The 23,977-nt window shown below is 70.6% G+C and carries 22 protein-coding genes and 1 tRNA gene; 17 read left to right on the plus strand and 6 right to left on the minus strand.

The features are described 5' to 3' along the window. Positions 1–6 precede the first annotated feature (6 nt). From ENE75_RS22920 to ENE75_RS22935, 4 genes are all read right to left on the minus strand, one after another. Positions 7–1,314, minus strand: coding sequence for an MFS transporter (locus tag ENE75_RS22920; protein WP_128201049.1), 1,308 nt, complete (start codon positions 1,312–1,314; stop codon positions 7–9). Positions 1,315–1,375: 61 nt separating this feature from the next. Continuing rightward, positions 1,376–2,566, minus strand: coding sequence for a branched-chain amino acid ABC transporter substrate-binding protein (locus tag ENE75_RS22925; protein ID WP_128201051.1), 1,191 nt, complete (start codon positions 2,564–2,566; stop codon positions 1,376–1,378). A gap of 97 nt (positions 2,567–2,663) precedes the next feature. After that, positions 2,664–3,080, minus strand: a complete 417-nt coding sequence (locus ENE75_RS22930) for a DNA polymerase III subunit chi (protein WP_233259227.1) — start codon at positions 3,078–3,080, stop codon at positions 2,664–2,666. A gap of 38 nt (positions 3,081–3,118) precedes the next feature. Next, on the minus strand, positions 3,119–4,579 hold the full coding sequence (locus ENE75_RS22935; protein WP_128201055.1) for a leucyl aminopeptidase: 1,461 nt from the start codon (positions 4,577–4,579) through the stop codon (positions 3,119–3,121). A 40-nt stretch (positions 4,580–4,619) separates the two neighbouring features. Between ENE75_RS22935 and ENE75_RS22940 the strand changes: the two genes are divergently transcribed. From ENE75_RS22940 to ENE75_RS22960, 5 genes are read left to right on the plus strand one after another with little or no spacing between them, the layout of a single operon-like run. Next, complete coding sequence (locus tag ENE75_RS22940) at positions 4,620–5,762, plus strand: LPS export ABC transporter permease LptF (protein ID WP_128201057.1); 1,143 nt, start codon at positions 4,620–4,622, stop codon at positions 5,760–5,762. After that, positions 5,759–6,856 (plus strand): LPS export ABC transporter permease LptG, encoded by a 1,098-nt coding sequence (gene lptG / locus ENE75_RS22945; RefSeq protein ID WP_128201059.1) that lies wholly within the window; start codon positions 5,759–5,761, stop codon positions 6,854–6,856. The genes ENE75_RS22940 and lptG overlap by 4 nt, the downstream gene beginning before the upstream one ends. Before the next feature lie 16 nt (positions 6,857–6,872). Next, positions 6,873–7,265, plus strand: coding sequence for a sirohydrochlorin chelatase (locus tag ENE75_RS22950; protein ID WP_128201061.1), 393 nt, complete (start codon positions 6,873–6,875; stop codon positions 7,263–7,265). Then, positions 7,262–8,212: a CysB family HTH-type transcriptional regulator gene (locus ENE75_RS22955; protein WP_128201063.1), complete on the plus strand. Its 951-nt coding sequence runs from the start codon at positions 7,262–7,264 to the stop codon at positions 8,210–8,212. The genes ENE75_RS22950 and ENE75_RS22955 overlap by 4 nt, the downstream gene beginning before the upstream one ends. Positions 8,213–8,220: 8 nt before the next feature. Continuing rightward, entirely contained in the window at positions 8,221–9,378 is a 1,158-nt protein-coding gene (locus ENE75_RS22960; protein ID WP_128201064.1) for a pyridoxal phosphate-dependent aminotransferase, read from the plus strand. Positions 9,379–9,423: 45 nt separating this feature from the next. On the opposite strand, the gene ENE75_RS22965 is transcribed toward ENE75_RS22960, so the two are convergent. After that, positions 9,424–11,301, minus strand: coding sequence for a type IV pilus assembly protein FimV (locus ENE75_RS22965; protein WP_128201066.1), 1,878 nt, complete (start codon positions 11,299–11,301; stop codon positions 9,424–9,426). A 141-nt stretch (positions 11,302–11,442) separates the two neighbouring features. Between ENE75_RS22965 and ENE75_RS22970 the strand changes: the two genes are divergently transcribed. From ENE75_RS22970 to ENE75_RS22985, 4 genes are all read left to right on the plus strand, one after another. Beyond that, positions 11,443–12,228 carry an oxepin-CoA hydrolase, alternative type gene (locus ENE75_RS22970; RefSeq protein WP_128201068.1) on the plus strand — a complete coding sequence of 262 codons (786 nt, stop codon included), beginning with the start codon at positions 11,443–11,445 and terminating at the stop codon, positions 12,226–12,228. A gap of 85 nt (positions 12,229–12,313) precedes the next feature. After that, the gene (locus ENE75_RS22975; protein ID WP_128201070.1) at positions 12,314–13,018 is read left to right on the plus strand and encodes a Crp/Fnr family transcriptional regulator; all 705 of its coding nucleotides are present in this window, start codon (positions 12,314–12,316) and stop codon (positions 13,016–13,018) included. 19 nt (positions 13,019–13,037) lie between these two features. After that, on the plus strand, positions 13,038–14,126 hold the full coding sequence (locus ENE75_RS22980; protein WP_128201072.1) for a phosphotransferase: 1,089 nt from the start codon (positions 13,038–13,040) through the stop codon (positions 14,124–14,126). Positions 14,127–14,147: 21 nt separating this feature from the next. Continuing rightward, entirely contained in the window at positions 14,148–15,398 is a 1,251-nt protein-coding gene (locus tag ENE75_RS22985; protein ID WP_128201074.1) for an acyl-CoA dehydrogenase family protein, read from the plus strand. Positions 15,399–15,461: 63 nt separating this feature from the next. Here ENE75_RS22985 and ENE75_RS22990 read toward each other — a convergent pair whose 3' ends face one another. Further along, positions 15,462–16,199 carry a hypothetical protein gene (locus ENE75_RS22990; protein WP_199232394.1) on the minus strand — a complete coding sequence of 246 codons (738 nt, stop codon included), beginning with the start codon at positions 16,197–16,199 and terminating at the stop codon, positions 15,462–15,464. 121 nt (positions 16,200–16,320) lie between these two features. Between ENE75_RS22990 and ENE75_RS22995 the strand changes: the two genes are divergently transcribed. The 8 genes from ENE75_RS22995 to ENE75_RS23030 all read left to right on the plus strand — a co-directional run bounded on the left by ENE75_RS22995 (position 16,321) and on the right by ENE75_RS23030 (position 23,937). Beyond that, positions 16,321–16,397: transfer RNA gene (locus tag ENE75_RS22995), tRNA-Arg, on the plus strand. 192 nt (positions 16,398–16,589) lie between these two features. Then, positions 16,590–17,168 carry a hypothetical protein gene (locus tag ENE75_RS23000; protein WP_128201076.1) on the plus strand — a complete coding sequence of 193 codons (579 nt, stop codon included), beginning with the start codon at positions 16,590–16,592 and terminating at the stop codon, positions 17,166–17,168. A gap of 48 nt (positions 17,169–17,216) precedes the next feature. Continuing rightward, positions 17,217–19,301, plus strand: coding sequence for an ATP-dependent helicase (locus tag ENE75_RS23005; protein WP_128201077.1), 2,085 nt, complete (start codon positions 17,217–17,219; stop codon positions 19,299–19,301). A 31-nt stretch (positions 19,302–19,332) separates the two neighbouring features. Further along, positions 19,333–19,827: a hypothetical protein gene (locus tag ENE75_RS23010; protein WP_128201080.1), complete on the plus strand. Its 495-nt coding sequence runs from the start codon at positions 19,333–19,335 to the stop codon at positions 19,825–19,827. Between the two features lie 287 nt (positions 19,828–20,114). Continuing rightward, a complete protein-coding gene (locus ENE75_RS23015; protein WP_233259233.1) occupies positions 20,115–21,629 on the plus strand; it encodes a tyrosine-type recombinase/integrase in 1,515 nt (504 codons plus the stop codon). A 195-nt stretch (positions 21,630–21,824) separates the two neighbouring features. Continuing rightward, entirely contained in the window at positions 21,825–22,220 is a 396-nt protein-coding gene (locus tag ENE75_RS23020) for a helix-turn-helix transcriptional regulator (protein WP_128201083.1), read from the plus strand. Beyond that, a complete protein-coding gene (locus ENE75_RS23025) occupies positions 22,217–22,816 on the plus strand; it encodes a hypothetical protein (RefSeq protein ID WP_128201085.1) in 600 nt (199 codons plus the stop codon). The genes ENE75_RS23020 and ENE75_RS23025 overlap by 4 nt, the downstream gene beginning before the upstream one ends. Before the next feature lie 32 nt (positions 22,817–22,848). Continuing rightward, entirely contained in the window at positions 22,849–23,937 is a 1,089-nt protein-coding gene (locus ENE75_RS23030; RefSeq protein WP_128201087.1) for a primase-helicase family protein, read from the plus strand. The last annotated feature ends 40 nt before the right edge of the window (positions 23,938–23,977 follow it).

Raw genomic sequence — 23,977 nt, forward strand, 5'->3', positions numbered from 1 at the left:
CCGCCGTCAGGCCGGTGCCCAGCGCCGGGCCAGCGCGGCGCCGGCCAAGCTGCCCAGACCCAGCATGATCAGCGTGGCCGGAATCGACACGCTGGCCGCCAGCGCGCCAAGGGCCCCCGCTCCCAGCAGCACGAGCCCGATCACGGAGTTGCTGACCGCGGTGTACTCGGTGCGTCGGTCGCCGGTGGCGATGTCTACCAGGTAGGTCTTGCGTGCCAGGCGCACGCCGGCATGCGCCACCCCGAGGCCCAGGAACAGCAGCGGCAACCCCGCCGCCTGCCAGGCCGGCGGTGCACCGGCGGCCACCAGCGTGGCGGCGGCGATGGCCAGCACGCCGGCGGCACCCGATGCCAGGGTGAACACGCGCGGGCTGTCGTCATCGGCCCAGCGGCCCCACAGCGGCGCGCTCACCAGCGCGGCCACGCCCTCGAGCGCGATGAACAGGCCGAGCCAGCCGACGCCGCCGCCCTGGGCGTCGCGCGCCAGCGCCACCACCAGCGGCGCCGACAACGCCGATCCCAGGGCCAGCGCACGCGCGGCCACGAACCGGCGCAGGGCCAGGTCGTCGCGCAGCAGGCGCAGCGACGCCAGCACGGCGGCCCAGCCGCCCGCGGCGCCCTCGGACGCGCCCGGCGCCTCGACGATGCGCGCGAACACCGCCGCCGCCACGAGCCAGCAGCCTGCCGCGGCCGCCAGCAGCGCGGCAAACAGCGTCAACGGCGCCTGGGCCGACAGACCGGCGAGCGCAGCGCCGATGGCCAGGGCGCCACCACCCGCCAGCGCCGCGATCCAGCCCGACAGACGCCCGCGGCGGGTCTTCGGGATCGTCTTGCCGAGCACGTCCTTGTAGCTCATGGAACCGCCGGCACGCGCGAGGCTGAACACCGCCAGGCAGGCCACCACCGCCGCGCCTGCGGCCAGGCCCTGCAGCCACAGCGCCGCAGCCGCCATGCCGGCCAGGCTCAGCGCCTGGACCACCGCACAGGCCACCCACACGTGCTTGCGCACCGGCATGCGGCGGACCGCGGCGCCGAGCAGCAACTGCGGCAGCATCGAGCCGGACTCGCGCAGCGGCACCAGCAGCGCGGTCAGTCCCGCCGGTGAACCGACCTGCGCCAGCAGCCAGGGCAGCGTGGTCTTGGCGCTGGCCACGCTGTCGGCCAGCGCCGTCAGCGCATTGGCCGCGCCCAGGCGCAGGAAGTTGCCGGGCGCCTCGCGGCAGGCGTCGTCGGAGATCGCCGCGCAGACGCGGCCATCGTCGTCGCCGGCCAGGCGCTCGTAGACAGCGTCGCGCCAGTCCCGGGTGTTGTTCATCGGCAGGCCGGAAAGGAAAAAGGCGCCCTTGCGGGCGCCTTCTCGTGCATCGGCGCGGAAATCAGCGCACGACGGCCAGCTGCTCGCGCTTGCCAGCCTTGTAGGTGTAGAGCGTCAGTGCGCCGTTCTTGATGTCGCCCTTCTCGTCGAAGGCGATCGTGCCCGTCACGCCCTTGTAGTCGGCGGTGGCGGCCAGGGCCGGCAGGTACGCAGCCGGGTCGGCCGAACCGGCCTTCTCCATCGCGGCGGCCATCACCATCACGGCGTCGTAGACGTACGGTGCGTAGATCTGCACCTCGGCACCGAACTTGGCCTGGAAATCGGCCTTGAACTTGTCGAGGCCGACCTTCTGCTCGCCTTCCACGCCACCGGCTTCGGCGCAGATCACGCCTTCGTCGGCCATCGTGCCGGCGGCCAGCTCCGGCAGCGCGCCCGAGCAGATGCCGTCGCCGCCCATGAACTTGGCCTTGATGCCCAGCTGCTTCATCTGGCGCAGCATCGGGCCAGCCACGGCGTCCATGCCGCCGAAGAAGATGACGTCGGGCTTCTCCTTCTTGATGGCGGTCAGGATGGCGGTGAAGTCCGTCGCCTTGTCGGTGGTGAACTGGGTGCTGACGATCTTGCCGCCGGCTTCGGTCACGCCCTTGGCGAACTCCTCGGCCACGCCCTGGCCATAGGCGGTGCGGTCATCGACCACGGCCACGGTCTTGGCGCCCACGGTGGTCACGGCGTACTTGCCGAGCGTGCCGCCGAGCTGGGTGTCGTCGGCCACCATGCGGAAGGCCGTCTTGTAGCCCTGGCGGGTGTACTTGGGGTTGGTCGCCGAAGGCGAGATCTGCGGGATGCCAGCGTCGCTGTACAGCTTCGAGGCCGGGATCGTGGTGCCGGAGTTCAGGTGGCCAATGACGCCATTGACCTTGCTGTCGACCAGCTTCTGCGCGGCGGCCGTGCCCTGCTTCGGGTCGGCGGCATCGTCCTCGGCCAGCAGTTCGAAGGTCACCTTCTTGCCGCCGATCATCATGCCCTTGGCATTGAGCTCGTCGATGGCCATGCGGGCGCCGTTCTCGTTGTCCTTGCCGAGGTGCGCAATGGCGCCGCTGGTCGGGCCAACGTGACCGATCTTGACCGTCATGGTCTCCACAGCGGGTGCCGGCGCCGGTGCTGCCGCGGGGGCCGGAGCCTCTTCCTTCTTGCCGCAGGCGGCCAGCAGGGCCACCGACATCATCGAAATCGCCAGGACATTGCGTTTCATCGAGTTCGCCTTTCTGCCACGAGGGCGCTGAAAACCGTGCATTGTAGGCACGACGCCGGCCGCTTCGATCGGGTGCGGCCCTGAGAGGGGCGCGGGATCAGGCGGCGTAGTGGGTGGGCTTGACGCCCCAGGCCTGCTCGTAGTGGCGCCAGCGGGCACGGCCAGCCATGCGGTCGTCGGGGCCGTTGCCGACGATCTCGATGACGCGGTCGACGTCGCCCGCGTCCGGCAGCGCCTCGGCGCCGAGGTTGACGCGCACACGCGGCGCCCCCTCGGGCAGGACATCCGGCTGCGCGCACAGCCAGATCGGCGTACGCGCGGCCATGGTGGCCGGTGCCGGCCAGCGCAGGTGAGGCACGAAATCCTGCGCGTCGAAGGTCCACAGCGCGGTGTCCAGCGCCGCCAGCGTGGCCGGCGGTGCCGTCACCAGCACCCTGGCGTCCTGACGGCAGGCCTTGCGAAGCAACCGGCAGGCGAAGGCCACCGGATCGGCCACGCCGGTGTGGAAATCCACCGTCACCGCCATGACCGACCTGCCAAGCCGCGCTGCGCTCAGCGCGCCTGCGCCAGCAGCCAGTGCACCAGCAGCGGCACGGGGCGCCCGGTGGAGCCCTTGGCCGCGCCCGACTTCCAGGCCGTGCCGGCGATGTCCAGGTGCGCCCAGCGGTACTTGCCGGTGAAGCGCTTGAGGAACATCGCCGCCGTGATGGCCCCACCGGCGCGGCCAGCGATGTTGGCCATGTCGGCGAAATTGCTCTTCAGGCCTTCGTCGTACTCCGCGTCCACCGGCATGCGCCACGCCGGGTCGCCGCCGCGTTCGCCGGCGTCCAGCAGGGCCTGGGCCAGCGCGTCGTCGGCGCTGAACAGGCCGCTGCGGTGGTGACCGAGCGCGATCACGCAAGCGCCGGTGAGGGTGGCGATGTCGACCACGGCCGTGGGCGTGAAGCGCTCGGCATAGGTCAGCGCGTCACAGAGGATCAGCCGGCCTTCGGCGTCGGTGTTGAGGATCTCGATGGTCTGCCCGCTCATGCTGGTGACCACGTCGCCCGGCTTGACGGCCTTGCCGCCGGGCATGTTCTCGGTGGCCGGGATCAGGCCCACGACGTTGACCGGCGGCTGCAGCTCGGCCAGGGCCTTGAAGGCGCCCAGCACGCTGGCCGCGCCGCCCATGTCGAACTTCATCTCGTCCATCTCGGCACCGGGCTTGAGCGAGATGCCGCCGGTGTCGAACGTGATCCCCTTGCCCACCAGCACCACGGGCGCATCGGCCTTGGCGCCGCCGCTGTAGCGCAGCACGATGAACTTGGGCGGCTGGGCCGAGCCCTGGGCCACGGCCATGAAGCTGCCCATGCCGAGCTTCTCGCAGTCCTTGCGCTCCAGCACCTCGGCCTTGATGCGCGGCGCCTTGGCCAGCTTCTTCGCCTCCGCGGCCAGATAGGCGGGTGTGCAGACGTTGCCCGGGCGGTTGGCGCATTCACGCGCCAGTTCGACACCGGCGGCGATGCCCTGGCCCTGCTTCAGGCCGGCATCGGCAGCTGCCGCCTGCGACTTCTCGACGAGCAGGCTCACGCGCTTGAGCTTGCCGGCCGCCGGCGCGCTGGGTTTGGTGGCGCGGTAGACGTAGCTGGCCTCGGTGACGGCGGCCACCAGGGCCTCGGCCGCGGCGGCGTCCGGCGCAGCGGCGCCGGCGCTGAGCACGGCCGCGTGAGCCGCCCCGCCGCCCTTGAGCAGCCCCAGGCCGGCGGCCACGGCCTTGCGGAAGGCCGGCACACCGGCATCGGCCGCCCACGAGAACACCACCCGCCGCGCCTTGACGCCGTCGACACCGGCCGTCCAGGCCGTGCGCCCGGCCTTGAAGTCGAAGTCGCCTTCGTTCACCAGCTGCTGGCAGGCGGTGGCCAGGGCCTTGGGCAGCGCGGCCGGCACCGCATCACCACCGACGACGACCAGCAGCGCATCGGCCGCCACGGCCGCGGCGCCACCGGCACCGGGCACGAGAGTCTTGAAGTCCATAATCCTGTGTCCTGGCCCAGCGGGCCCGCAAAAGCCAAAGATGGTATTCGATACGACGGTCCGGCGAGAGCTTGCGCGCAGCTTCGGTGCCACCCTCGTGGTCATCCTGACCATCGTGCTGACGATGCTGCTGATCCGCACCGTGGGCCAGGCCGCCAAGGGGCAGATCGCGCCGCAGGACGTGGTGCTGCTGCTGGGCTTCGTCGCCCTGTCCAACCTGCCGACCATGCTGGCCCTGTCGCTGTTCGTGGCCGTGGTGGTCTCGCTCGGGCGCATGTACCGCGACAGCGAGATGGTGATCTGGTTCGCCAGCGGCATCGGGTTGCGGCGCTTCGTGCGGCCAGTGCTGTACACCACCTGGCCGGTGCTGCTGGTGATCGCGTTGCTGACCCTGTTCGTCGTGCCCTGGGGCAGCCGCAGCGGCCTGGAACTGCGAGACCGCTACGCCGCACGCTCCGACCTGTCGCGGGTGACGCCGGGGGTCTTCCAGCAGTCGTCCGACGGCTCGCGCGTGTTCTTCATCGAGCGCAGCGCGGCCGAGGCGTCTGCCGCCGCGAGCGCGCCGGCTGAGGCCCTGGCAGGCGACGCCGGCCCCACGGTGGCGCGCAACGTCTTCGTGCTGTCGGCCTCGGGCGAACACGAGTCGGTGACCTCGGCCAGCCGCGGGCGCATCGACAGCATCGACGACACCCGCATGCTGGTGCTCGAGCGCGGGCAGCGCACCGACCTCGACCGCGCCACCGGCGACAAGGCGCGGGCGAGCTTCGAGGACTACCGCGTGCGCGTCGACGAGAAGGCGGCGCGCTTGGCCACTCAGGTGCAGCCGCGCGCCATGCCCACCGCCGACCTGCTGCGCGACCCGACACTGCGCCACCAGGGTGAACTGGCCTGGCGCATCGGCCTGGCCCTGGGCGCGGCCAACCTGCTGCTGCTGGGCATCGGGCTGTCGGCCACGACACCGCGGCGGGCCAGCAACTGGAACCTGCTGTTCGCGCTGCTGGGCTTCGTCGTCTACTACAACCTGATCGGGCTGTCGCAGGCCTGGGTGGCGGCAGGCCGCCTGGGCATCGGGGCCGCGCTGCTGGGCCTGCACGGCGCGGCGGCCGCTTTGGCGCTGGGCCTGCTGGCCTGGCGTGACCAGGGCGCCACGCACCGCCTGTGGCCGCGGAAGGCCGCCGCATGAAGACCGTGCGCCGCTTGCTGTACCGCGACATCGTGTCGTCGGTGGCCTTCGTCGGCGTGGCATTCCTGTCGCTGTTCTTCTTCATCGACCTCGTCGACCAGCTCGACAGCGTGGGCCAGCGCGGCCGCACGCTGGGCGTGGCGGTGACGACGGCCCTGCTGGCCCTGCCGGGCCATGCCTACGAGCTGCTGCCGATCGCGGTGCTGATCGGCACCATCTACGCGCTGTCGCGCATGGCGCAGAGCTCGGAGTTCACCATCCTGCGCACCGGCGGGCTGGGGCCGCGGCGCGCCCTGCTGCTGCTGGCGATGCTGGGGGTGGCGTTCGCCGCGCTGACCTTCGTCGTCGGCGACATCGTGGCGCCGGCCAGCGAGCGCCAGGCGGTGCTGCTGAAGGCCCGTGCCGCCGGCGGGCTGCGGCTGTCCGGCCCCGGCGCCTGGCTCAAGGAACGGCGGGACACGCCCCAGGGACCGCTGTCGGTGTCGGTCAACGTCGGCGGTCTCAATGCCGATGGCACCATGCGCGACGTGCGCGTCTTCGTCTTCGACGCCGACGGCCGCCTGCAGCAGCGGCTGGCCGCACCGCGGGCCGAAGTCTCCGAAGGGGGCTGGCTGCTGGCCGATGCCGAAACCCAGCAATGGCCCGCAGGCGACGGCTCGGTGGCGGTCGAGCGCACGGCGTCGCTGCACTGGCCCAGCACGCTGGATGCACAGGTGGTGGCCGCGGCGCTGCTGCCGGCCGAGACCATGACCACGGTGGAGTTGTGGCGCTACAGCCGCCATCTGCAGGCCCAGGATCAGGCGGCGCAGCGCTACGAGCTGCAGTTCTGGAAGCGTGCGCTCTACCCGCTGGCCTGCATCGTGATGGTGGCGCTGGCCCTGCCATTCGCCTACCTGTCGGCCCGCGCCGGCGGGGTCAGCCTGAAGGTCTTCGGCGGCATCATGCTGGGCATCAGCTTCGTGCTGCTGAACAACATCGCCGGGCACATCGGCGCGCTGTCGGACCTGACGCCGTGGATGGTCTCGGCCGCACCCGGGCTGCTGTACCTGCTGCTGTCGCTGGCCGCCTTCGCGTGGCTGGTGCGCTACCGTTGACCCTGACGTGACCGACATGACCCAAGGCATCGTGCTTTTCGCCCATGGCGCCCGTGACCCGCGATGGGCCGCCCCCTTCGAAGCGGTGGCCGCGCGGCTGCGCGAGCGGGCACCCGGCGCGCAGGTGCGCCTGGCGTACCTGGAGCTGATGACACCCGACCTGCCCACGGCCGGCGCCGACCTGGCGGCGTCGGGTTGCACCGACGTCGTCGTGCTGCCGCTGTTCCTGGGTGCCGGCGGCCACGTGCGCAAGGACCTGCCGCAGATCATCGACACGCTGCGCGCGGCGCACCCGGCGGTGCGCTGGTCGCTGCAGCCGCCGGTGGGCGAACTGCCGGCGGTGATCGACGCCATGGCCGGTGCCGCCGTGGCGGCCCTGGCATCCGCGACGGACCGGGAGCGCGATTGAACCTGCACCAGTTCCGCTACGTGCGCGAGGCGGTGCGGCGCGGGCTGAACCTCACCGAGGCGGCCAAGGCGCTGCACACCTCGCAGCCGGGGGTCAGCAAGGCCATCCTCGAGCTCGAGGAAGAGCTCGGCGTGCGCATCTTCCAGCGCCACGGCAAGCGGCTGCGGCGCGTCACCGAACCCGGCTCGCAGGTGCTGGCGTCGATCGAACGCATCCTGCAGGAACTGGAGAATCTGCGCCGCATCGGCGAGGAGTATTCGCGCCAGGAAAGCGGCACGCTGTCCATCGCCACCACGCACACGCAGGCCCGCTACATGCTGCCGGCGCCGATTGCCGCGCTGCGCCAGCGTTACCCGGCCGTGCGTGTGGCCCTGCACCAGGGCAACCCGGAGCAGGTGGCACAGATGCTGCTGGACGGCGCAGCCGACATCGGCCTGGCCACCGAGTCCCTGGAAGAGCACGCCGACCTCATCACCCTGCCCTGCTACGACTGGCAGCACGTGGCCGTGCTGCCGACCGGCCACCCGCTGGCCGACGGGCCGCCTCTGACGCTGGAGCAGCTGGCAGCCCAGCCGCTGGTGTCCTACCACCCCAGCTTCACCGGCCGCCGCCGCATCGACCAGGCCTTCGCCCAGCGCCGGCTGGCGCCGGACTTCGTGCTCGAGGCCATCGACGCCGACGTCATCAAGACCTACGTGCGCCTGGGCCTGGGCGTGGGCCTGGTGGCGGAGATGGCGATGCGCGCCGACGATGCGGCCGCCGACGCCGGGCTGGTGGCCAGGCCCGTGGGCCACCTGTTCGGCCGCAACGTCTCGCGCGTGGCCTTCCGCCGCGGGGCCTACCTGCGGCACTACGTCTACACCCTCGCCGAACTGCTGTCCGACCGGCTGAACCGTGCGCTGATCGAGCGCGCCGTGGCCGGCGGCGGCGACGACTACACGTTGTGAGCCACAGCATGAGCTTCCCCACCCCCAGCTTCCCGAGCCGTCTGCCCGACGTCGGCACGACGATCTTCACCGTGATGTCGGCACTGGCCACGCGCACGGGCGCGGTCAACCTGGGTCAGGGCTTCCCGGACTTCGACTGCGACCCGGCGCTGCCGGAGCAGGTCTGCCAGGCCATGAAGCGCGGCCTGAACCAGTACCCGCCGATGGCCGGCGTACCGGCGCTGCGCCAGGCGGTGGCCAAAAAGATCGGCACGTTGTATGGCCACGCCTACGACGCCGAGAGCGAAGTCACCGTGACCGCAGGCGCCACGCAGGCCATCCTGACGGCCGTGCTGTGCTGCGTGCACCCGGGGGACGAAGTCATCGTGCTCGAGCCCTGCTACGACAGTTACGCGCCGAACATCGAGCTCGCCGGCGGCCGCGTGGTGCGTGTGCCGCTGACGCCCGGCAGCTTCCGGCCCGACTTCGAGGCCATTGGCGCCGCCATCGGGCCGCGCACACGCGCGATCATCGTCAACTCGCCGCACAACCCCACCGGCACCGTGTGGACGCGCGAGGAGATGCAGGCCTTGGCCGACCTGCTGGCGCCCACCGACGTGCTGCTGATCAGCGACGAGGTCTACGAGCACATGGTCTTCGACGGCCGACCCCATGTGTCGGCCTCGGCCATCCCGGCGCTGGCCGCGCGCAGCTTCGTCGTGTCCAGCTTCGGAAAGACCTTCCACGTCACCGGCTGGAAGGTGGGCACCGTGGCGGCACCGGCAGCCCTGACGGCCGAGTTCCGCAAGGTGCACCAGTTCAACGTGTTCACGGTCAACACGCCGGTGCAGCATGCGCTGGCGGCCTACCTGGCCGACCCGCAGCCCTATCTCGGCCTGGCCGGCTTCTACCAGGCCAAGCGCGACCGCTTCCGCGAGGGGCTGGCGGGCACGCGGCTTCGGCTGCTGGCCTGCGAAGGCACCTACTTCCAGACCGTGGACTACAGCGCGGTGAGCAGCCTGGGCGAGGCCGCATTCTGCGAGTGGCTGACCACGGAGATCGGTGTGGCGGCGATCCCGATCAGCGCGTTCTATGCCGATGGCCGCGAGCAGCGGCTGGCCCGCCTGTGCTTCGCCAAGAAGGACGAAACCCTCAACCTCGCGCTGGTCCGCCTGACCACCCTGTGAGGCCGCCATGGCCGGCAGCGCGCTGAGGCCGGGCGCGCCAGCGCTTCAGCTGCCGCGGTCGATCATCGGCCTGGTGTCTTCCGGCCCCAGGTCCAGGTCCAGCGGCGCAGTGGGCTGCACCTCGGGGGGAGGCGCATCGTCGCCGAAGTACGGCCGCGGCGAGGTCTGCACGAAGCCAGGCGCATCGTTCAATGGCAGCAGGACGTCCACCGTGCTGCCGCCACCGGGCGTCCCGTCCAGCAGGTCGCGCGCCAGGGAGTAGAGCATCAGCAGTTCGCGGTACGCGGGCAGGTCGAAGAGTTCCCCGCCATCCTTGCGGAACAGCAGCGACTCCAGTTCCGCCATCGCGTCCAGCGGCTGCGGCCAGACCCGCTGCAGCCAGCTGACCACCGCGGGGTAGTCCTCCAGCACGCGGCCTTCCTCCCCTGCGTCGGACCATGGCGGGGCGTGGGCATTGAAGCGCTGGTTGAAGCGGTCGCGCGTGCGCTCGTAGGCGGCCTGGTCACCCCGGCGGTGGTAGATGTCCAGCAGCTTGAGGTACGGCAGCGGGCTGGCACCCCCGGCATCGCGCAGGTGCGACACCAGGAGGTCGATCGCCGCATCGTCCTGCCCCAGCACGACGAAGAACTCGGCCTGCTGCTCGAGGTCGATCAACTCCTCGGCGCTGACATCGCGCGGCACCTCGACCGGCGACGTCGGCACCCCCACCAACGGCAAGGTCTGCTGCGTGAGCGGCACCTCGTCGTCCCAGGCCGGCGGCGGCATCGAGGCCGCCCCCGGCAACTCGGACGGCGTGGGCTGATGGACCGGTGCCAACCCAGCCCCCACGGCGCCCAGGCCACCGCGGCGGGGCCCGCGCTCCACCAGTAAGGGCACCTGTGACGGCGCCGGCGGTTCCGGCCGGGGCGCCGGCGCGGCAGCGGCCGGCGGTGCCGGCCGGGCGGCCTGAGCGGCAGCCAGCCACCCCTGCTGGCGTTCGCGCTCGAGTTCACGCAGCCGCAGCCACAGCCATGCGGCGAGACCCGCGAACACCAGCATCGCCAGCACCAGTGGCCAGAGCCAACGCGAGCCGCCTTCGGCCGCCTCGGCACGCGCGTTCAACTGCGCCAGCAGGGCGCGCTGCTCCCGTGCCGCCGCGTTCAGCTGCCGCACGCTGTCTTCCAGCGCGGCGATGCGCGCCTGCGACGCCGATGCTGCGGCGATGGCCGCCTTGACGGCCTCGTTGGCGCTGTCGACGAGCGCCAGCGTGTCGGCCGAGGGCTCCGATGCGGGACCGGGCGTCGGCAGACTCAGGCGAGGCTCGTCCAGGCGCAATCGCGGTGCGGGCGCCGCCTCGGCCACGGCAGCAGGCGGCGGCGCCTTCGGTCTGGGCTTGGCCTTCGGACGGGGTTTCGGCTTCGGCGGCGGTGCCACCGCGTCCGGCGGCGCCGCCACCGTTGCTGGCGCGGCCACGGGCATCGGCAGGGCCGCCACATCGGGCGGCGTCAGGGGCGGCTGTGCCGCCGGTGGCGGCGTCGTCGCGGCCGGCGCCTGGGCCAGCACCTCCGGCGCTGCAGGAACCGGCGCCAGCGGCGGGTCGGCAAAGACGGTGAAGCTGCGCACCACGCGTTGCGCGCAGCCGGCCTGCACCTCCACCGCCACGATGGGTTCATCGATCCGCGTGAGCGTGCGCACCCGCACGACGGCGGTGTTCTCGGGCCCGGTGGTCACGACCGTGCCCACGGCCTGGGCGGGCATCGTGCGCTCGCCCACCGTGACGGCAGCACGGACACAGGCCGGATCCAGCGATTCGCCCTCGGCCAACCGCACCACGACGCGGAAGTCCAGTGGCCGTCCGAGCTGGGTTGCCGTGGTGCCATTGCCGAACCCGATCGCAGCCGCCGGCAGCGCGCTGCCCAGGCCGATCAGGGCCAACAAGCTCACGAGGGACGGAATCCGTTTCTTCTTCTGCTGCTGCATGCCCGGCACAGGTCGGAATCCGGTTGGAAACGACTCTAGCACGAAGCGTTACATCGACCCGGCGCGCCGATGGCTGCTTCCGCGGCGCATGCCACAATGAATTCAATGCCTTCACAGATGTTGACCGAACAGCAGGGCAGCACGCTGGTGCTGACCCTGAGCGACCCTGCGTCGCGCAACAGCCTGTCGCCGCAGGCCAGCGCCGCCGGCCTGGAGGCACTGGAGCGCGCCGGGGCCGACCCCGAGGTTCGCTGCGTCGTGCTGCGGGGAGACGGCGAGCACTTCTGCGGCGGTGGCAACCTGCCGCGCCTGCTGGGGGTGCGCGATGGCGAGCCGGCCGCCCAGGCGGAATCGATGCGGCTGCTGCACGGCTTCGTGGAGGCGCTGGTCGCGCTGCCCAAGCCGGTCATTGCCGCCGTGGAAGGCTTCGCGGCGGGTGCCGGTGTCGGCCTGGTCCTGGCCTGCGACCTCGTCGTCGCCGCGGAGGACGCGAAGTTCGTGCTGTCCTATGGCCGAGTCGGCCTCTCGCCCGATGCCGGGGCCACGTGGCAACTGGCGCGGCGCGTGCCACGCGCGCAGGCGCTGCGCATGCTGTGGCTGCCCAGCCCGCAGCCTGCGGCCCAATGGCAGCAATGGGGTCTGGTCAACGAGGTGGTCGACCGCGGGCACGCGCTGCCGCGCGCGCTGGCCCTGGCCGACGAACTGGCCGCCATGGCACCCAACGCGGTGGGCAGCGCAAAGCAGCTGATGAACGACGCCGTGACGGCACCGCTGCGCGAGCAACTCGACCGCGAGCGTGACCACTTCGTGCGCAACCTCTTCCATGCCAATGGCGGCGAAGGCATCCGCGCCTTCCTCGACAAGCGAAAGCCACGCTTCGGCGGCATGTGATCCGCCGGCGCGGCGGGCGCGCGCACCCTCCGCCCGGCCTGCGACGCGCCAAGCGACGCCGACGCTGTCGCGTCAGGGACAAGCCATGCACAACCCCACTCTTACACTGGACGAACGACGCAACATCGACACCGGGGCGTGGTTCAGCAAGCTCTCTCTCCCATTGCAGCAGGCGATCCTGTCGCGGGCCATCGTGCGGCGCCTGCCCGACGACGCGCCGCTGGCGATCCGCGGTGCGCAGGCCGAGGAATGGGTGGGCGTGGCACGCGGCGCGGTGCGCATCAGCACGGTGGCGCTGTCGGGCAAGCAGGTCACGCTGACATACTGCGAGCCGGGCACCTGGTTCGGCGACATCGCGCTGTTCGACGGCCTGCCGCGCACGCACGACGCGCACGCCCATGGCGAGACCACCCTGCTGGTGGTGCGCAAGCCCGACTTCAAGGCGCTGCTGGCGCAGCACGTGGAGCTCTACGAGGCCCTGCTGCGCCTGAACTGCCGCCGGCTGCGGCTGATGTTCGACCAGTTCGAGGACGTCAACACCCGCCCGCTGCAGGCGCGGCTGGCGCGCCAGCTGCTGCTGCTGGCCAAGAGCTACGGCATTGCCGACGGCGAGGAGATCCGCATCGGGCTGCAGCTCGCGCAGGAGGACCTGGCGCAGCTGCTGGGCGCCTCGCGCCAGCGCGTGAACCAGGAGCTCAAGGGCTTCGAGCGCGATGGCATCCTGCGCGTGGAACCGACGCGGCTGGTCGTGCTGTCGCGCGAGCGGCTGATGGCCGTCGCGGAACGCTGACCCCCGGACGCACCTGACGATGGAACAGTTCACCGGCACCCAACCCGTGCGCGAACAGCACGTCTTCGACGTGGCCGCACTGACGGCCTGGCTCGCACCCCGCATCGAAGGCTTCCGTGGCCCGCTGGAGGTCTCGCAGTTCAAGGGCGGGCAGTCCAACCCCACCTACCTGCTGCGCACGCCCGGCGCGTCCTACGTGATGCGGGCCAAGCCCGGCCCGGCGGCCAAGCTGCTGCCGTCGGCGCACGCCATCGACCGCGAATTCCGCGTGATGGGTGCGCTGCACGGCCGCGGCGTGCCGGTGGCGCGCATGCACGTGCTGTGCGAGGACGAATCGGTCATCGGCCGCGCGTTCTACGTGATGGAGTACGTTCAGGGGCGGGTCTTCTGGGACCAGTCCCTGCCCGATCTGACGCCAGCGCAGCGTGGCGACATCTACGACGAGATGAACCGGGTCATCGCCGCGCTGCACAGCGTGGACGTGGCTGCCGCGGGCCTGGCCGACTACGGCAAGCCGGGCAATTACTTCGACCGCCAGATCGGCCGCTGGAGCAAGCAGTACCTGGCATCGCAGACCGAGGTCATCGAGCCGATGGACCGGTTGCTGCAGTGGCTGCCGGCCAACGTGCCCGCGAGTGCCCGCGATGCGGACCAGGTCTCCGTGGTGCACGGTGACTACCGCCTGGACAACATGATCTGGCATCCCGACGAGCCGCGCGTGCTGGCGGTGCTGGACTGGGAACTGTCCACGCTGGGTCACCCGCTGGCCGACTTCAGCTACCACTGCATGGCCTGGCACATCCCCCCGGGCACGTTCCGCGGCATCGGCGGCCTGGACCTGCCGGCGCTGGGCATCCCGTCGGAGCGCGACTACGTTCGCCGCTACTGCGAGCGCACCGGCCGCGCCGACCCGGACGCGGTGATGGCCGACTGGAACTTCTACCTCGCCTACAACCTGTTCCGCCTGGCCTCGATCACGCAGGGCATCGCCCGCCGCGTGCTCGACGGCACGGCCGCCAGCGCACAGGCACGGGCCACGGGCGCGTCGACGCGGCCGCTGGCCGAGATGGCCTGGCGCTTTGCCCGGGCCGCCGACAACGACAACTGACACCCACGAAGGAGACCGCGCATGGATTTCGCCTATTCGCCCCGCACACAGGAGATGCGCGAGCGCCTGATGGCCTTCATGGCCGAGCACGTGTACCCGGCCGAGCCGCGCTACGCCGCGGAGATCGCCGCCAACACCGCTGCCGGCAAGCGCTGGACACCGGTGCCGGTGATCGAGGAACTCAAGCCCAAGGCGCGCGCCGCCGGCCTGTGGAACCTGTTCCTGCCGCCCAGCGCCGACGGCGCGCACGACACCTCCGGCGACTACGGCGCCGGCCTGAGCAACCAGGAGTACGCCCCGCTGGCCGAGATCATGGGCGCGGTGCCCTGGGCGAGCGAGGTCTTCAACTGCTCGGCGCCCGACACCGGCAACATGGAGGTGCTGGTGCGCTACGGCACCGCCGAGCACAAGAAGCGGTGGCTGGAGCCGCTGCTGCGCGGTGAGATCCGCAGCGCCTTCGCGATGACCGAGCCGGCGGTGGCCTCGTCCGACGCCACCAACATCGAGGCCCGCATCGAGCGCGACGGCGATCACTACGTGATCAACGGCCGCAAGTGGTGGACCAGCGGTGCCGGCGACCCGCGCTGCAAGGTCCTGATCTTCATGGGCAAGACCGACCCGTCGGCGCCGCGGCACTCCCAGCAGAGCATGATCCTGGTGCCGATGGATGCACCCGGGGTCAAGGTGCTGCGGCCATTGACGGTGATGGGCTACGACGATGCCCCGCACGGCCACATGGAGGTGGACTTCCAGAACGTGCGCGTGCCGGCCAGCGACATCCTGCTCGGCGAGGGCCGGGGTTTCGAGATCGCGCAGGGCCGGCTGGGCCCGGGTCGCATCCACCATTGCATGCGCACCATCGGCGTGGCCGAGCGGGCCCTGAAGCTGATGTGCGAGCGCGCCGTCTCGCGCGTGGCCTTCGGCAAGACCATCGCCCAGCAGACGGTGACCCAGGAACGCATCGCCGAGGCGCGCATCATGATCGAGCAGGCGCGGCTGCTCACGCTGAAGGCCGCCTGGATGATGGACATGGCCGGCAACAAGTCAGCCAAGGCCGAGATCGCGATGATCAAGGTCGTCGCACCGAACATGGCACAACAGGTGATCGACTGGGCGATGCAGGTCTTCGGCGGTGCCGGCATGAGCCAGGACACCCCGCTGGCCTTCTTCTTCACCCACGTGCGCACGCTGCGCTTCGCCGACGGCCCCGACGAGGTGCACCGCAACGCCATCGCCAAGATGGAACTCGGGCGGTACCAGCCGCCGCGCTGATCGCCGCGCGGCCCGACGGCACGGGACCAGGCCCGACGCAGCGAGCCGAGGGCCCGTCGTCGATCAGGTCGTCTCGTCGTCCGCCGGTGTGCGGGTGGCGGTGAACATGCTCGGCTGCGTGCTGGCGTGCCCGGGATCCGACCCGGCATCGGCCGCTCGGCGCGCCTCGCGCATGGCCTGTTGGAACAGTTGCAGCCAGGCATCCAGGTCCTGCGGCTGGGGTTCGTCCAGGCCGGTGCGCAGGCTCAGGCGCCCGCGCGAGACCATCAGCACCATCGGCTGGCCGGTCACCAGCGGCGCGGCCAGCAGGCCAGCGGTCAGCGGGCCCTCCAGCCACTGCGTCAGCCACGCCTTGGCCTGCGAGACGGCGGCAAAGCGGTCGCGCAGAGCCCCGAGTTCGGGGCCTCCGAGCTTGGCGTACATGACCAACCAGCGCATCTCCGGCGGCGTCTGGTCGTCGATGCGTGTCTGCACGCTCTCGACGTACTGGTCGAACACCGACTTCTCCAGCCGGGCCTGCAGCGTGCGATCGAGCACCAGCGCCTGCAGGTCGGACGGCAGCCCCAGTTCCGCCCGCAGCCGCAGTTCAGGCCCTTCGATGTAGGGCCGCTGCGACGGGCCCCACTCCAGACGCCAAGGCTGGGCGCCCAGGCGGCCCTCGATCACGAAGCCGCCCTCCTCCCCGCGCACCGGCCGGAAGCTGTACTGGCGTGATCGGGCCCAGTCTGCCAGTTCCGCCTGGTCGCGCTCCGTGTCACCGGTGCGCGCAAACAGGCGCTTGATTCCGTCGAGCATGCTCATGACGTGGCGGCACTCTTCGCCGCGGTGGGAGAACGGCGTCCCCGGAAGTGTAGGGGACTGCAGGCGGCACGCCATGGTTAGTCCCGGGCTGTCCGCCTTGGCCTCCTAGAATGCCATCGCGCTGCCCGTAGCTCAACTGGATAGAGCAGCTGCCTTCTAAGCAGCAGGTCGGGGGTTCGAGTCCCTCCGGGCAGGCCAGAGTGTCGACGCGGCTGACAGTCCCCCGGCGCTGCACCATTGGGGTTGTCGCAAGTCCTTGTTACACATGGGCTGGCGTGAAACTTGCACTCCCTGACGCCTGTGCCGTGCCTCCGTCTCCCCCGCCGAGCCCTGGGTGTCGTGCCCGCCGCGTGTCTGGCGTGCCTGACGTCCCTGGCCTTTGCAGAACCTGTGGCCATCGATGCCGTCGAGCAGGCCACCGCAGCGCCGACCTGGATCGCACAAGGCGAGTCGCCCGTCGATGTCGAAGCCTGGCTCCGCGAAGAATCCACGAGCACGCTGCTGGCGCAGGCGGCGGAGGCCACCCGGCACGAGGTGTTGCAGCACGGCTTCCAGCCGCGGCCGCCGACGTGGATCCAGGCAGCGGCCGTGGCAGCGGCGGGGTCGGTCGCTGACGATGCCGTCGAGCGCGCCGAGCGCGACCTGCAGACCCTGAATTGGGTGATCGAACAGCAGCAGCGCGACGCCGCTGCGAAGCGTCAAGGTCGGGCTTCGAACGGTGCCGACGACAGCGATGACGAGCGCTGGTTCCGGCAGCTCTTGCCGCAGCACTGGATCCCCATCCTCAAGGCCAACCGCGAGTGGGTGATCGCCGGCGGCACCACGGTGCTGCTGCTGGTCTGGGGTGCTTCGATGTTCGCGCGGCGGCCCAGCAGCGACCCGCTGCAGGCCAAGGCCGCCCCCGCCACGGCCCCGACCAAGCCCCGCCGGCACCGCCATCGCCGCCGCAGCGGCCTTCAATGGCAGTAGCCTGAGCCCTGAGTCGCCGGCATCGCTGGATGCCTGTACAGTGGCAGGATGATCGCCACGGTACCCGCCGCTTGTTCACCGTCGACCGCTCTTGCCCGTCGTGATGCGCTGAACGCGGAGCAGCGGCAGGCGGCCGAGCACGGCGACGGCCCGCTGCTCGTGGCGGCCGGCCCCGGGACCGGCAAGACGGCCACGCTGGCCGCCCGCGTGGCCAGCCTGCTCGGCCGCGGCGCCGATCCCCAGCGCCTGCTGCTGCTGACCTTCTCGCGACGCGCCGCGCAGACCATGGGGCAGCGCGCTGCCCATCTGCTGGCCGCGACCCGAGGCGGGCAGGCCCCCGCCGCCGCGGCGCTGCCCTGGAGCGGCACCTTTCACGCCGTCGCCGCCCGCCTGCTGCGCGACCTGGCACCGGCCATCGGTCTGCCCGCCGACTTCAGCGTGCTCGACCGCGGTGATGCCGAGGATCTGATGGCATCGGTGCGCTCGGCGCGGGGCCAGGCCGAACTGCCGCGGCGCTTTCCGCTGGCCCCCACCTGCCTGGCCATCGCCTCGCGCTGCGTCAACACCGACGCGCCGCTGGCCGACGTCGTGACCGAGCACTACCCGTGGTGCCGCCCGTGGACCGGCGAACTGCAGCAACTGTTCGCCGACTTCTCGCGGCATAAGTTGCAGCACCGCCTGCTCGACTTCGACGACCTGCTGCTCGCCTGGGCCGAGGCCATGGACGTGCCGGCCGTGGCGCAGGCGCTGGGCCGTCGTTTCGACCACGTGCTGGTCGACGAGGCCCAGGACTGCAACCGCCTGCAGGCGCGCATCCTGGCCGGCCTGAAACCCGACGGACGCGGCCTCACCCTGGTGGGCGACGACGACCAGTGCATATACGGCTTCCGCGGTGCGGACCGGCAGCTGATGCTCGACTTCGCGGCCACCCACGGTGAACGTGCCACCGTGGTCGCACTGACGCGCAACTACCGCGCCACACCGGCCCTGGTGGCCGCGGCGCAGGCGGTGATCGACGGCGCCGCGCGGCGGCTGCCGCGGGTGATGCACAGCGGTGTGGACGCCGGGCCGCGGCCAAGGCTGGTGCGTGTGGACGACGAAGCCGCGCAGGCCACCTGGGTGGTCGACGAGGTGCTGCGTCTGCGCGAACAGGGTCTCGCCCTGAAGCAGCAGGCGGTGCTGTTCAGAACCGGTACGCACGCATCGGTGCTCGAACTGGAACTCGTGCGCCGCGGCGTGCCCTTCGTCAAGTTCGGCGGCCTGCGCTTCCTGGACACCGCCCATGTGAAGGACCTGCTGGCCCTGCTGCGCTGGAGCCGCAACCCGCGGCACGCGCTGGCGGCACAGCGCTGCGCGCGTCTGGTGCCCGGCATCGGGCCAGCCGCTGTGCGGCGGCTGCTGGCGGCGCTGGAGAGCGGCGGCGATCCTGTGGCCGCGATCGACGCGTTCCAGCCGCCGCCGGGCGCGCGTGAGGGCTGGCAGGGCCTGGCCACCCTGTGGTCGGCACTGCACCGCGGCGCCCTCCCCTGGCCCGAGTCCTACGACGCCGCGCTGGACTGGCTCACGCCGCAGCTGCGCGTGCGCCACGACGACGCCGCCGTCCGCCTGGCCGACCTGGCGCAACTGCGGGCCGCCGCCCACGCACAGCCCGACGCCGACCGCTTCCTGGCCGACCTGGCCCTGGACCCGCCGCAGTCCAGCAGCGACCTGGCTGGCCCGCCGCACCGCGACGAGGACTGGCTGGTGCTATCGACCATCCACGCCGCCAAGGGCCAGGAATGGCGGGCCGTGCACGTGCTGTCGGTGGTGGACGGGTGCATGCCCGCCGACCTGGCCACCGGCCGTGCCGAGGAAATCGAGGAGGAACGCCGCCTGCTGTACGTGGCGATGACGCGCGCTCGCGTGCACCTGAACCTGGTCGTGCCGCACCGATTCCACGTCACACAGCAGCACCGCCACGGCGACCGCCACCTTTACGCCGTGCCCAGCCGTTTCATCGACGCGCGGGTGCAGGCCTGCTGCGACGACATCGACCTGCGCCCCGACCAGCCGGCCACGCTGGGCCTCGACCTGCCGCCGGGCTGCGCCGACATCGCTACCACGATGCGCCAGCGCTGGGGCACGGCAGGCTGACAGCCGGTGCGGCTGGCCCTACCATCGCGCCATGAACGCCGCCACGGACGCCCCCCACCTGCGCGCTGACGCGCATCAGCAGACCCTGCGCCATCTAGGCGCGCTGGCGCATCAGGCGCGTGCCACTCTGCGCGCGGCCGACCGCTTCGTCACCCAGGGTGACGCGCCGGCGGTGGACACCGCCAGCTGGCTGGTCTGCACCGCCGTCGAACTGGCCCAGGAGGTGGCCAGAGAGCTGGATGGGCTGGCGCGCGGTCTGCGCGAAACCGGCGCCGAAGGACAGCAACTCCAGGCCCTGGCACCCATGCGGCGCACCGCGCACCAGTTGCATGCCGCCTGCCGGGCAGCGGACCTGTTCCTCGAACAGGAAACCCGGGAAGACCGAGACGCCGGCACCTGGCTGGTGGCCAGTGCCCGAGCGCTCGCCGACCGGCTCACGACCGCGTTGGACGATGGGGTCAGTGCGCGCGCGGTGAACGAACCCGTCAAGCGTGTGGCGGCACCCGCCCGCGGCGCAGCCGCCTGAGCTGCCGAGGGCAGCGCCCTGGCGAAGCCACTCGTCACCCGCAAGGCGGCCGTCGATCAAATTGGTCGGGGTGACACGATTCGAACGTGCGACCCTCTGGTCCCAAATCACATTCAGTGCCTTGAACGCACTCCTTGAACTGAGACTCCAGCACGTAAGAACTGCAAGTTTGACAACAGTTTAGGATCTATACCTAAAGCTTCGTCTTACCACTAAGCTCTAAAGCGCCCCAAGAAATCCCGCATATAGTAGGCACCGGACAGGCACCAGAGCAGGCCGGGGGCGTGATGGCGGAAATTACTAGCCAGTGGATGCAGGGTTCGCCGGGGACGGCGGACAAGTGGCTGTGCGAGTCGTTCGCACGCGGGCATGGCGCGTTCCTGGGCCGGATCACCAAGGCCGGGGAGCGGCGCTTCTACTACCGCTACACCGGCAGTTCCGGCCAGGTGCGGCTGCTCATCGGTCCGTACGGCGGGCGTGGCGATGGCCGCACGACGTTTACCGTGGCACAGGCTAGAGACAAGGCCAGGGAACTGGCTGCGCTGTACCGGAGCGGCGTGCGCGACCTGCGCGAGCACTTGGAGACCGAGGCCAAAGCACGCCAGGCTGCCGCACAGGAGGAACTAGACCGCATCGAAACAGCCCGAGTGCTTGCCGCGCAGGAGGCGGAGCGGAACATTACCGTGACGGCGTTGTTCGCTCAGTGGCAAGCGGCCGAACTGCAGCCTCGTTCACGCACGGACGGCAGGCGCACGGGCCGCAAGGACGGGGGGCAATCGGTGCGGTGGATGTTCGAGCGGCGGGTGTTCCCGGTCATCGGGCACAGGCCAGTCACGGACGTACGTAAGGCCGGCCTCATGACCATCCTCGACACCGCCCGTGCCGAGGGGCGGCGCAGGACGGCGAACGTGCTGCTGGCAGAGCTCAAGCAGATGTTCCGGTTCGCCCTGGTGCGGGAGATGATCGAACGCAACCCGCTGGACACGGTCACGCGACGAGATGCCGGCGGACCGGAAGTGCCACGAGAGCGCGTTCTTTCCGCGTCGGAAGTGCAGCGCCTGGTGTCTGCCCTGCCCGCTTCAGGGTTGGACGGCCGGTCGGCCTGTGCCGTCTGGCTGATCCTGGCAACAGCCGTCCGGGTCGGCGAGGCCATAAACGCGCGCTGGGAGCACATCGACCTGGTCGCCGGCACCTGGTATCTGCCCGACACCAAGAACCAGCGAGACCACACGATCCGGTTGTCTGCATTCGCCGTGCGGCAGCTGGAGGAGATCAGGCGGTTGCAGGCCATCCGGGACATACGCCGCGCGATCCGACACAACGTCACGGCCGACAAGGCCGACGGCAAGACTACGCGCGCCACGCGCGGCATGCGGAACTGGGCCGACCATCCCGCCCCGGCATCTTCGCCGTGGGTGTTCCCGAACCACACCGGCGAGGCGCCGGTAGACAAGACCACGTTCGCCAAGCAGCTAGCAGACCGACAGCGGACAGCGGCGGCCGAGGGCTGGGCGGGCCGGACGCGTGCGCGGCAGTCGCTGGCGCTGCCCGGCGGCAAGTGGACACCGCACGACCTGCGTCGCACGGCAGCGACCATGATGGCCGAACTCGGCATCAGCGCCGACGTGATCGACGAGTGCCTGAACCACATGGTGCAGGGGACGGTCCGGCGAACCTACATCCGTGACCGAAGACTGGCGGAACAGGCGCGGGCGTTCGACGCGCTGGGCGCCAGGCTGGAGGCCATCGTCAGCGGGATGCCGGCGCAGGGCAACGTTGTGCCCATCCAGCGAGCGGCATAGCGCAGCAACTGCCCCCAGGACACCCCAGATACCCTAGACCCCACCGCTATACTGGCGTCACTCACTCACTGAACACGACTCAAGCGGGCACCAAGCCCTGCAGAGCGGAAGCTCCGGCGTTACTCGCCGGCCCTTACCACCGCCGGTCAGTTCACTCAATTGCTTCGACCGGCGGGACTGCATGGAGTCCTTGTCGTGCCCCATTCCCTTCCCGTTCGCGCGGATCATCCTGCGCATTCGCCAAAGCCGCCGCGCCTTCTGAGAAAGCGTGAGGTGCTCAGCAGAACCGGGCTGTCCGATACGAGCCTGTACCGGATCATGAGCCTGCCTACCGGCGGGTTCCCACGTCCGCTGAAGATTGCGGGCGGTCGGACTGCCGCATGGATCGAGGCGGAGGTAGACGCCTGGATCGAGGCCCAGATCGAGACGCGCAGCCGAAACAACGCTGCCCCCGAAGCTGCAGCAGCAGCGGACGAACGGGTACGGATCGAGCGGAAGGGCTGCACAACTCGCAGCGTTCCGGTCGCAGAACTTCCGCCTGAGTTGCAGCGTGCACCCGCAGCGCGCCGCAGGTCGGAGGATGCAGCATGAGCGGCGCACTTACCAACAGTGCCAGCGTACGCACCGACATCGAACGCCTGGAGGCCGCCTTCGTGGGCGCAGCCGAAGCCGGGCACGGCAGCGCTGAACTAGCCCTGCTGTCTGGGTTGCCGGAGGATCGCGTGCAGATCTTGCTGGCCGATGCGGACGTACAGCGCCGACTCGCCCGAGTACACCGCGAAGCCGAACTGGACGGTCGCGCAGGCGCGGCGCTCGCCAGGTACACGACCCTGCGCATGCTGCGCGGCATCAACGACGGCATCGAAGCGGGCGAACTTGACGCTGGCGACTACATCGAGGCACTGCCGAAGATCCATCGCATCGTCGAGCATGCTGACCGCATGCAGTTGGAAATGCGGGGTGGTAGCAGCCTGCCCGTGTTCAACATCATCATCGGTGCCGGTGGACAGATCACGGCCGAGCGCGTCGAGACCGTCGATGCCGTTGTCGCTCAGCAGGCGGACACGACTCGCCAGGCGGCGAGTGACGCCGACCGCCGGCGCATTTCCGAGACTCCGCCGACCACGGCGCTGGAGTTTCTCGACGACGTGCGCGCAGGGCGGGCGGGCGGGAGCGGCGCGCAATGAGTCGGGGGCAGCTGTTTGATATCTCGCGGGGCGTGAGCACCCCCCGGCGGCGCGATGTCGGCGGTGCCGCTTACGCCGAAGCGTCCGTCCCAGCCGGAAAGCCGGCCGAGGTGAAGCCGCTTCGCACAGTGATCGAACCTCCGGCCAACGCGCAGGAGCCTGGAGACGCGTTCGACCAAGTGGCAGCGGGCTTCAAGGACTTTCTAGGTGGCTTGGCGGCGACGCAAGGCTGCGACAGTGACGCAACGGACGAAGCACCGCCCGAGGTCGTCGCGGACGTTGCTGTGGCCGCAAGTCCGGGGCTGGCGGACAAGCTCGCGCCGCACGCAAGCACGCCGGTATCGGACCCGACTAGTGGGCAACTGATGCCATTGCCGCCCCAGAAGGGCATTGAGACCGAACCACCGGGAATAGACGAGACGGCCTCTCCGCAGGTCCAAGCGATCAACCGGAACACGTTCGTGTCCCACGCCGGCAACGGGGTGATGGGCATCTTCCGTGAGGCGCGGGACCACGAGACACGGCAGCACCAGGTCACGCCGATGACGGAGGAACAACTAAGCCTGGAGCACAGCGCGGCGCCTGCCGTCTCGGTAACGCGAGGCGGTAATCGACGCTACGTCAATGCCGGCAAGGCATGGACGCTCTGGCCCGGGCGCCGGACCTATCCAGACGGCATCGGCATGTGGCCCGATGGCGATGCACCTGCGGGGGCCTACAACCTCTATCGGGGGTCGGCACTTGAGCCGATGGACGGCGACGCCAAGCCAATCGTCGAGCACATCGCTTACATGTGCGGCGGGTCTGGTCCGCTAGCCGAGTGGGTTCTCAACTGGCTAGCATTCACGGTGCAGGCGCCTGGCAGGCGCCCCGAGACCGCACTCGTGCTGCGCGGAGGGCAAGGAACGGGCAAAGGGACACTAGCCCGGCTAATGCTGCGGTTCTTCGGCGGGCACGGACTGCACTTGACCCAGCAAAAGCACCTGACCGGCGCATTCAACGGGCATCTTCGCTACGCATTGCTCGTCGTGGCCGACTGCGTATTTCACGTCATCGCGGACACCCATTTCACGGGATCGCGGACAGCATTTCACGGGAAGGCGGACACCGTTTCACGCTGATCGCGGACAGCGTTTCAGCGTGATGGCGGACAGCAGCAGC

The sequence above is a fragment of the Rubrivivax albus genome (genome assembly GCF_004016515.1).
Taxonomy (GTDB): domain Bacteria; phylum Pseudomonadota; class Gammaproteobacteria; order Burkholderiales; family Burkholderiaceae_C; genus Rubrivivax; species Rubrivivax albus.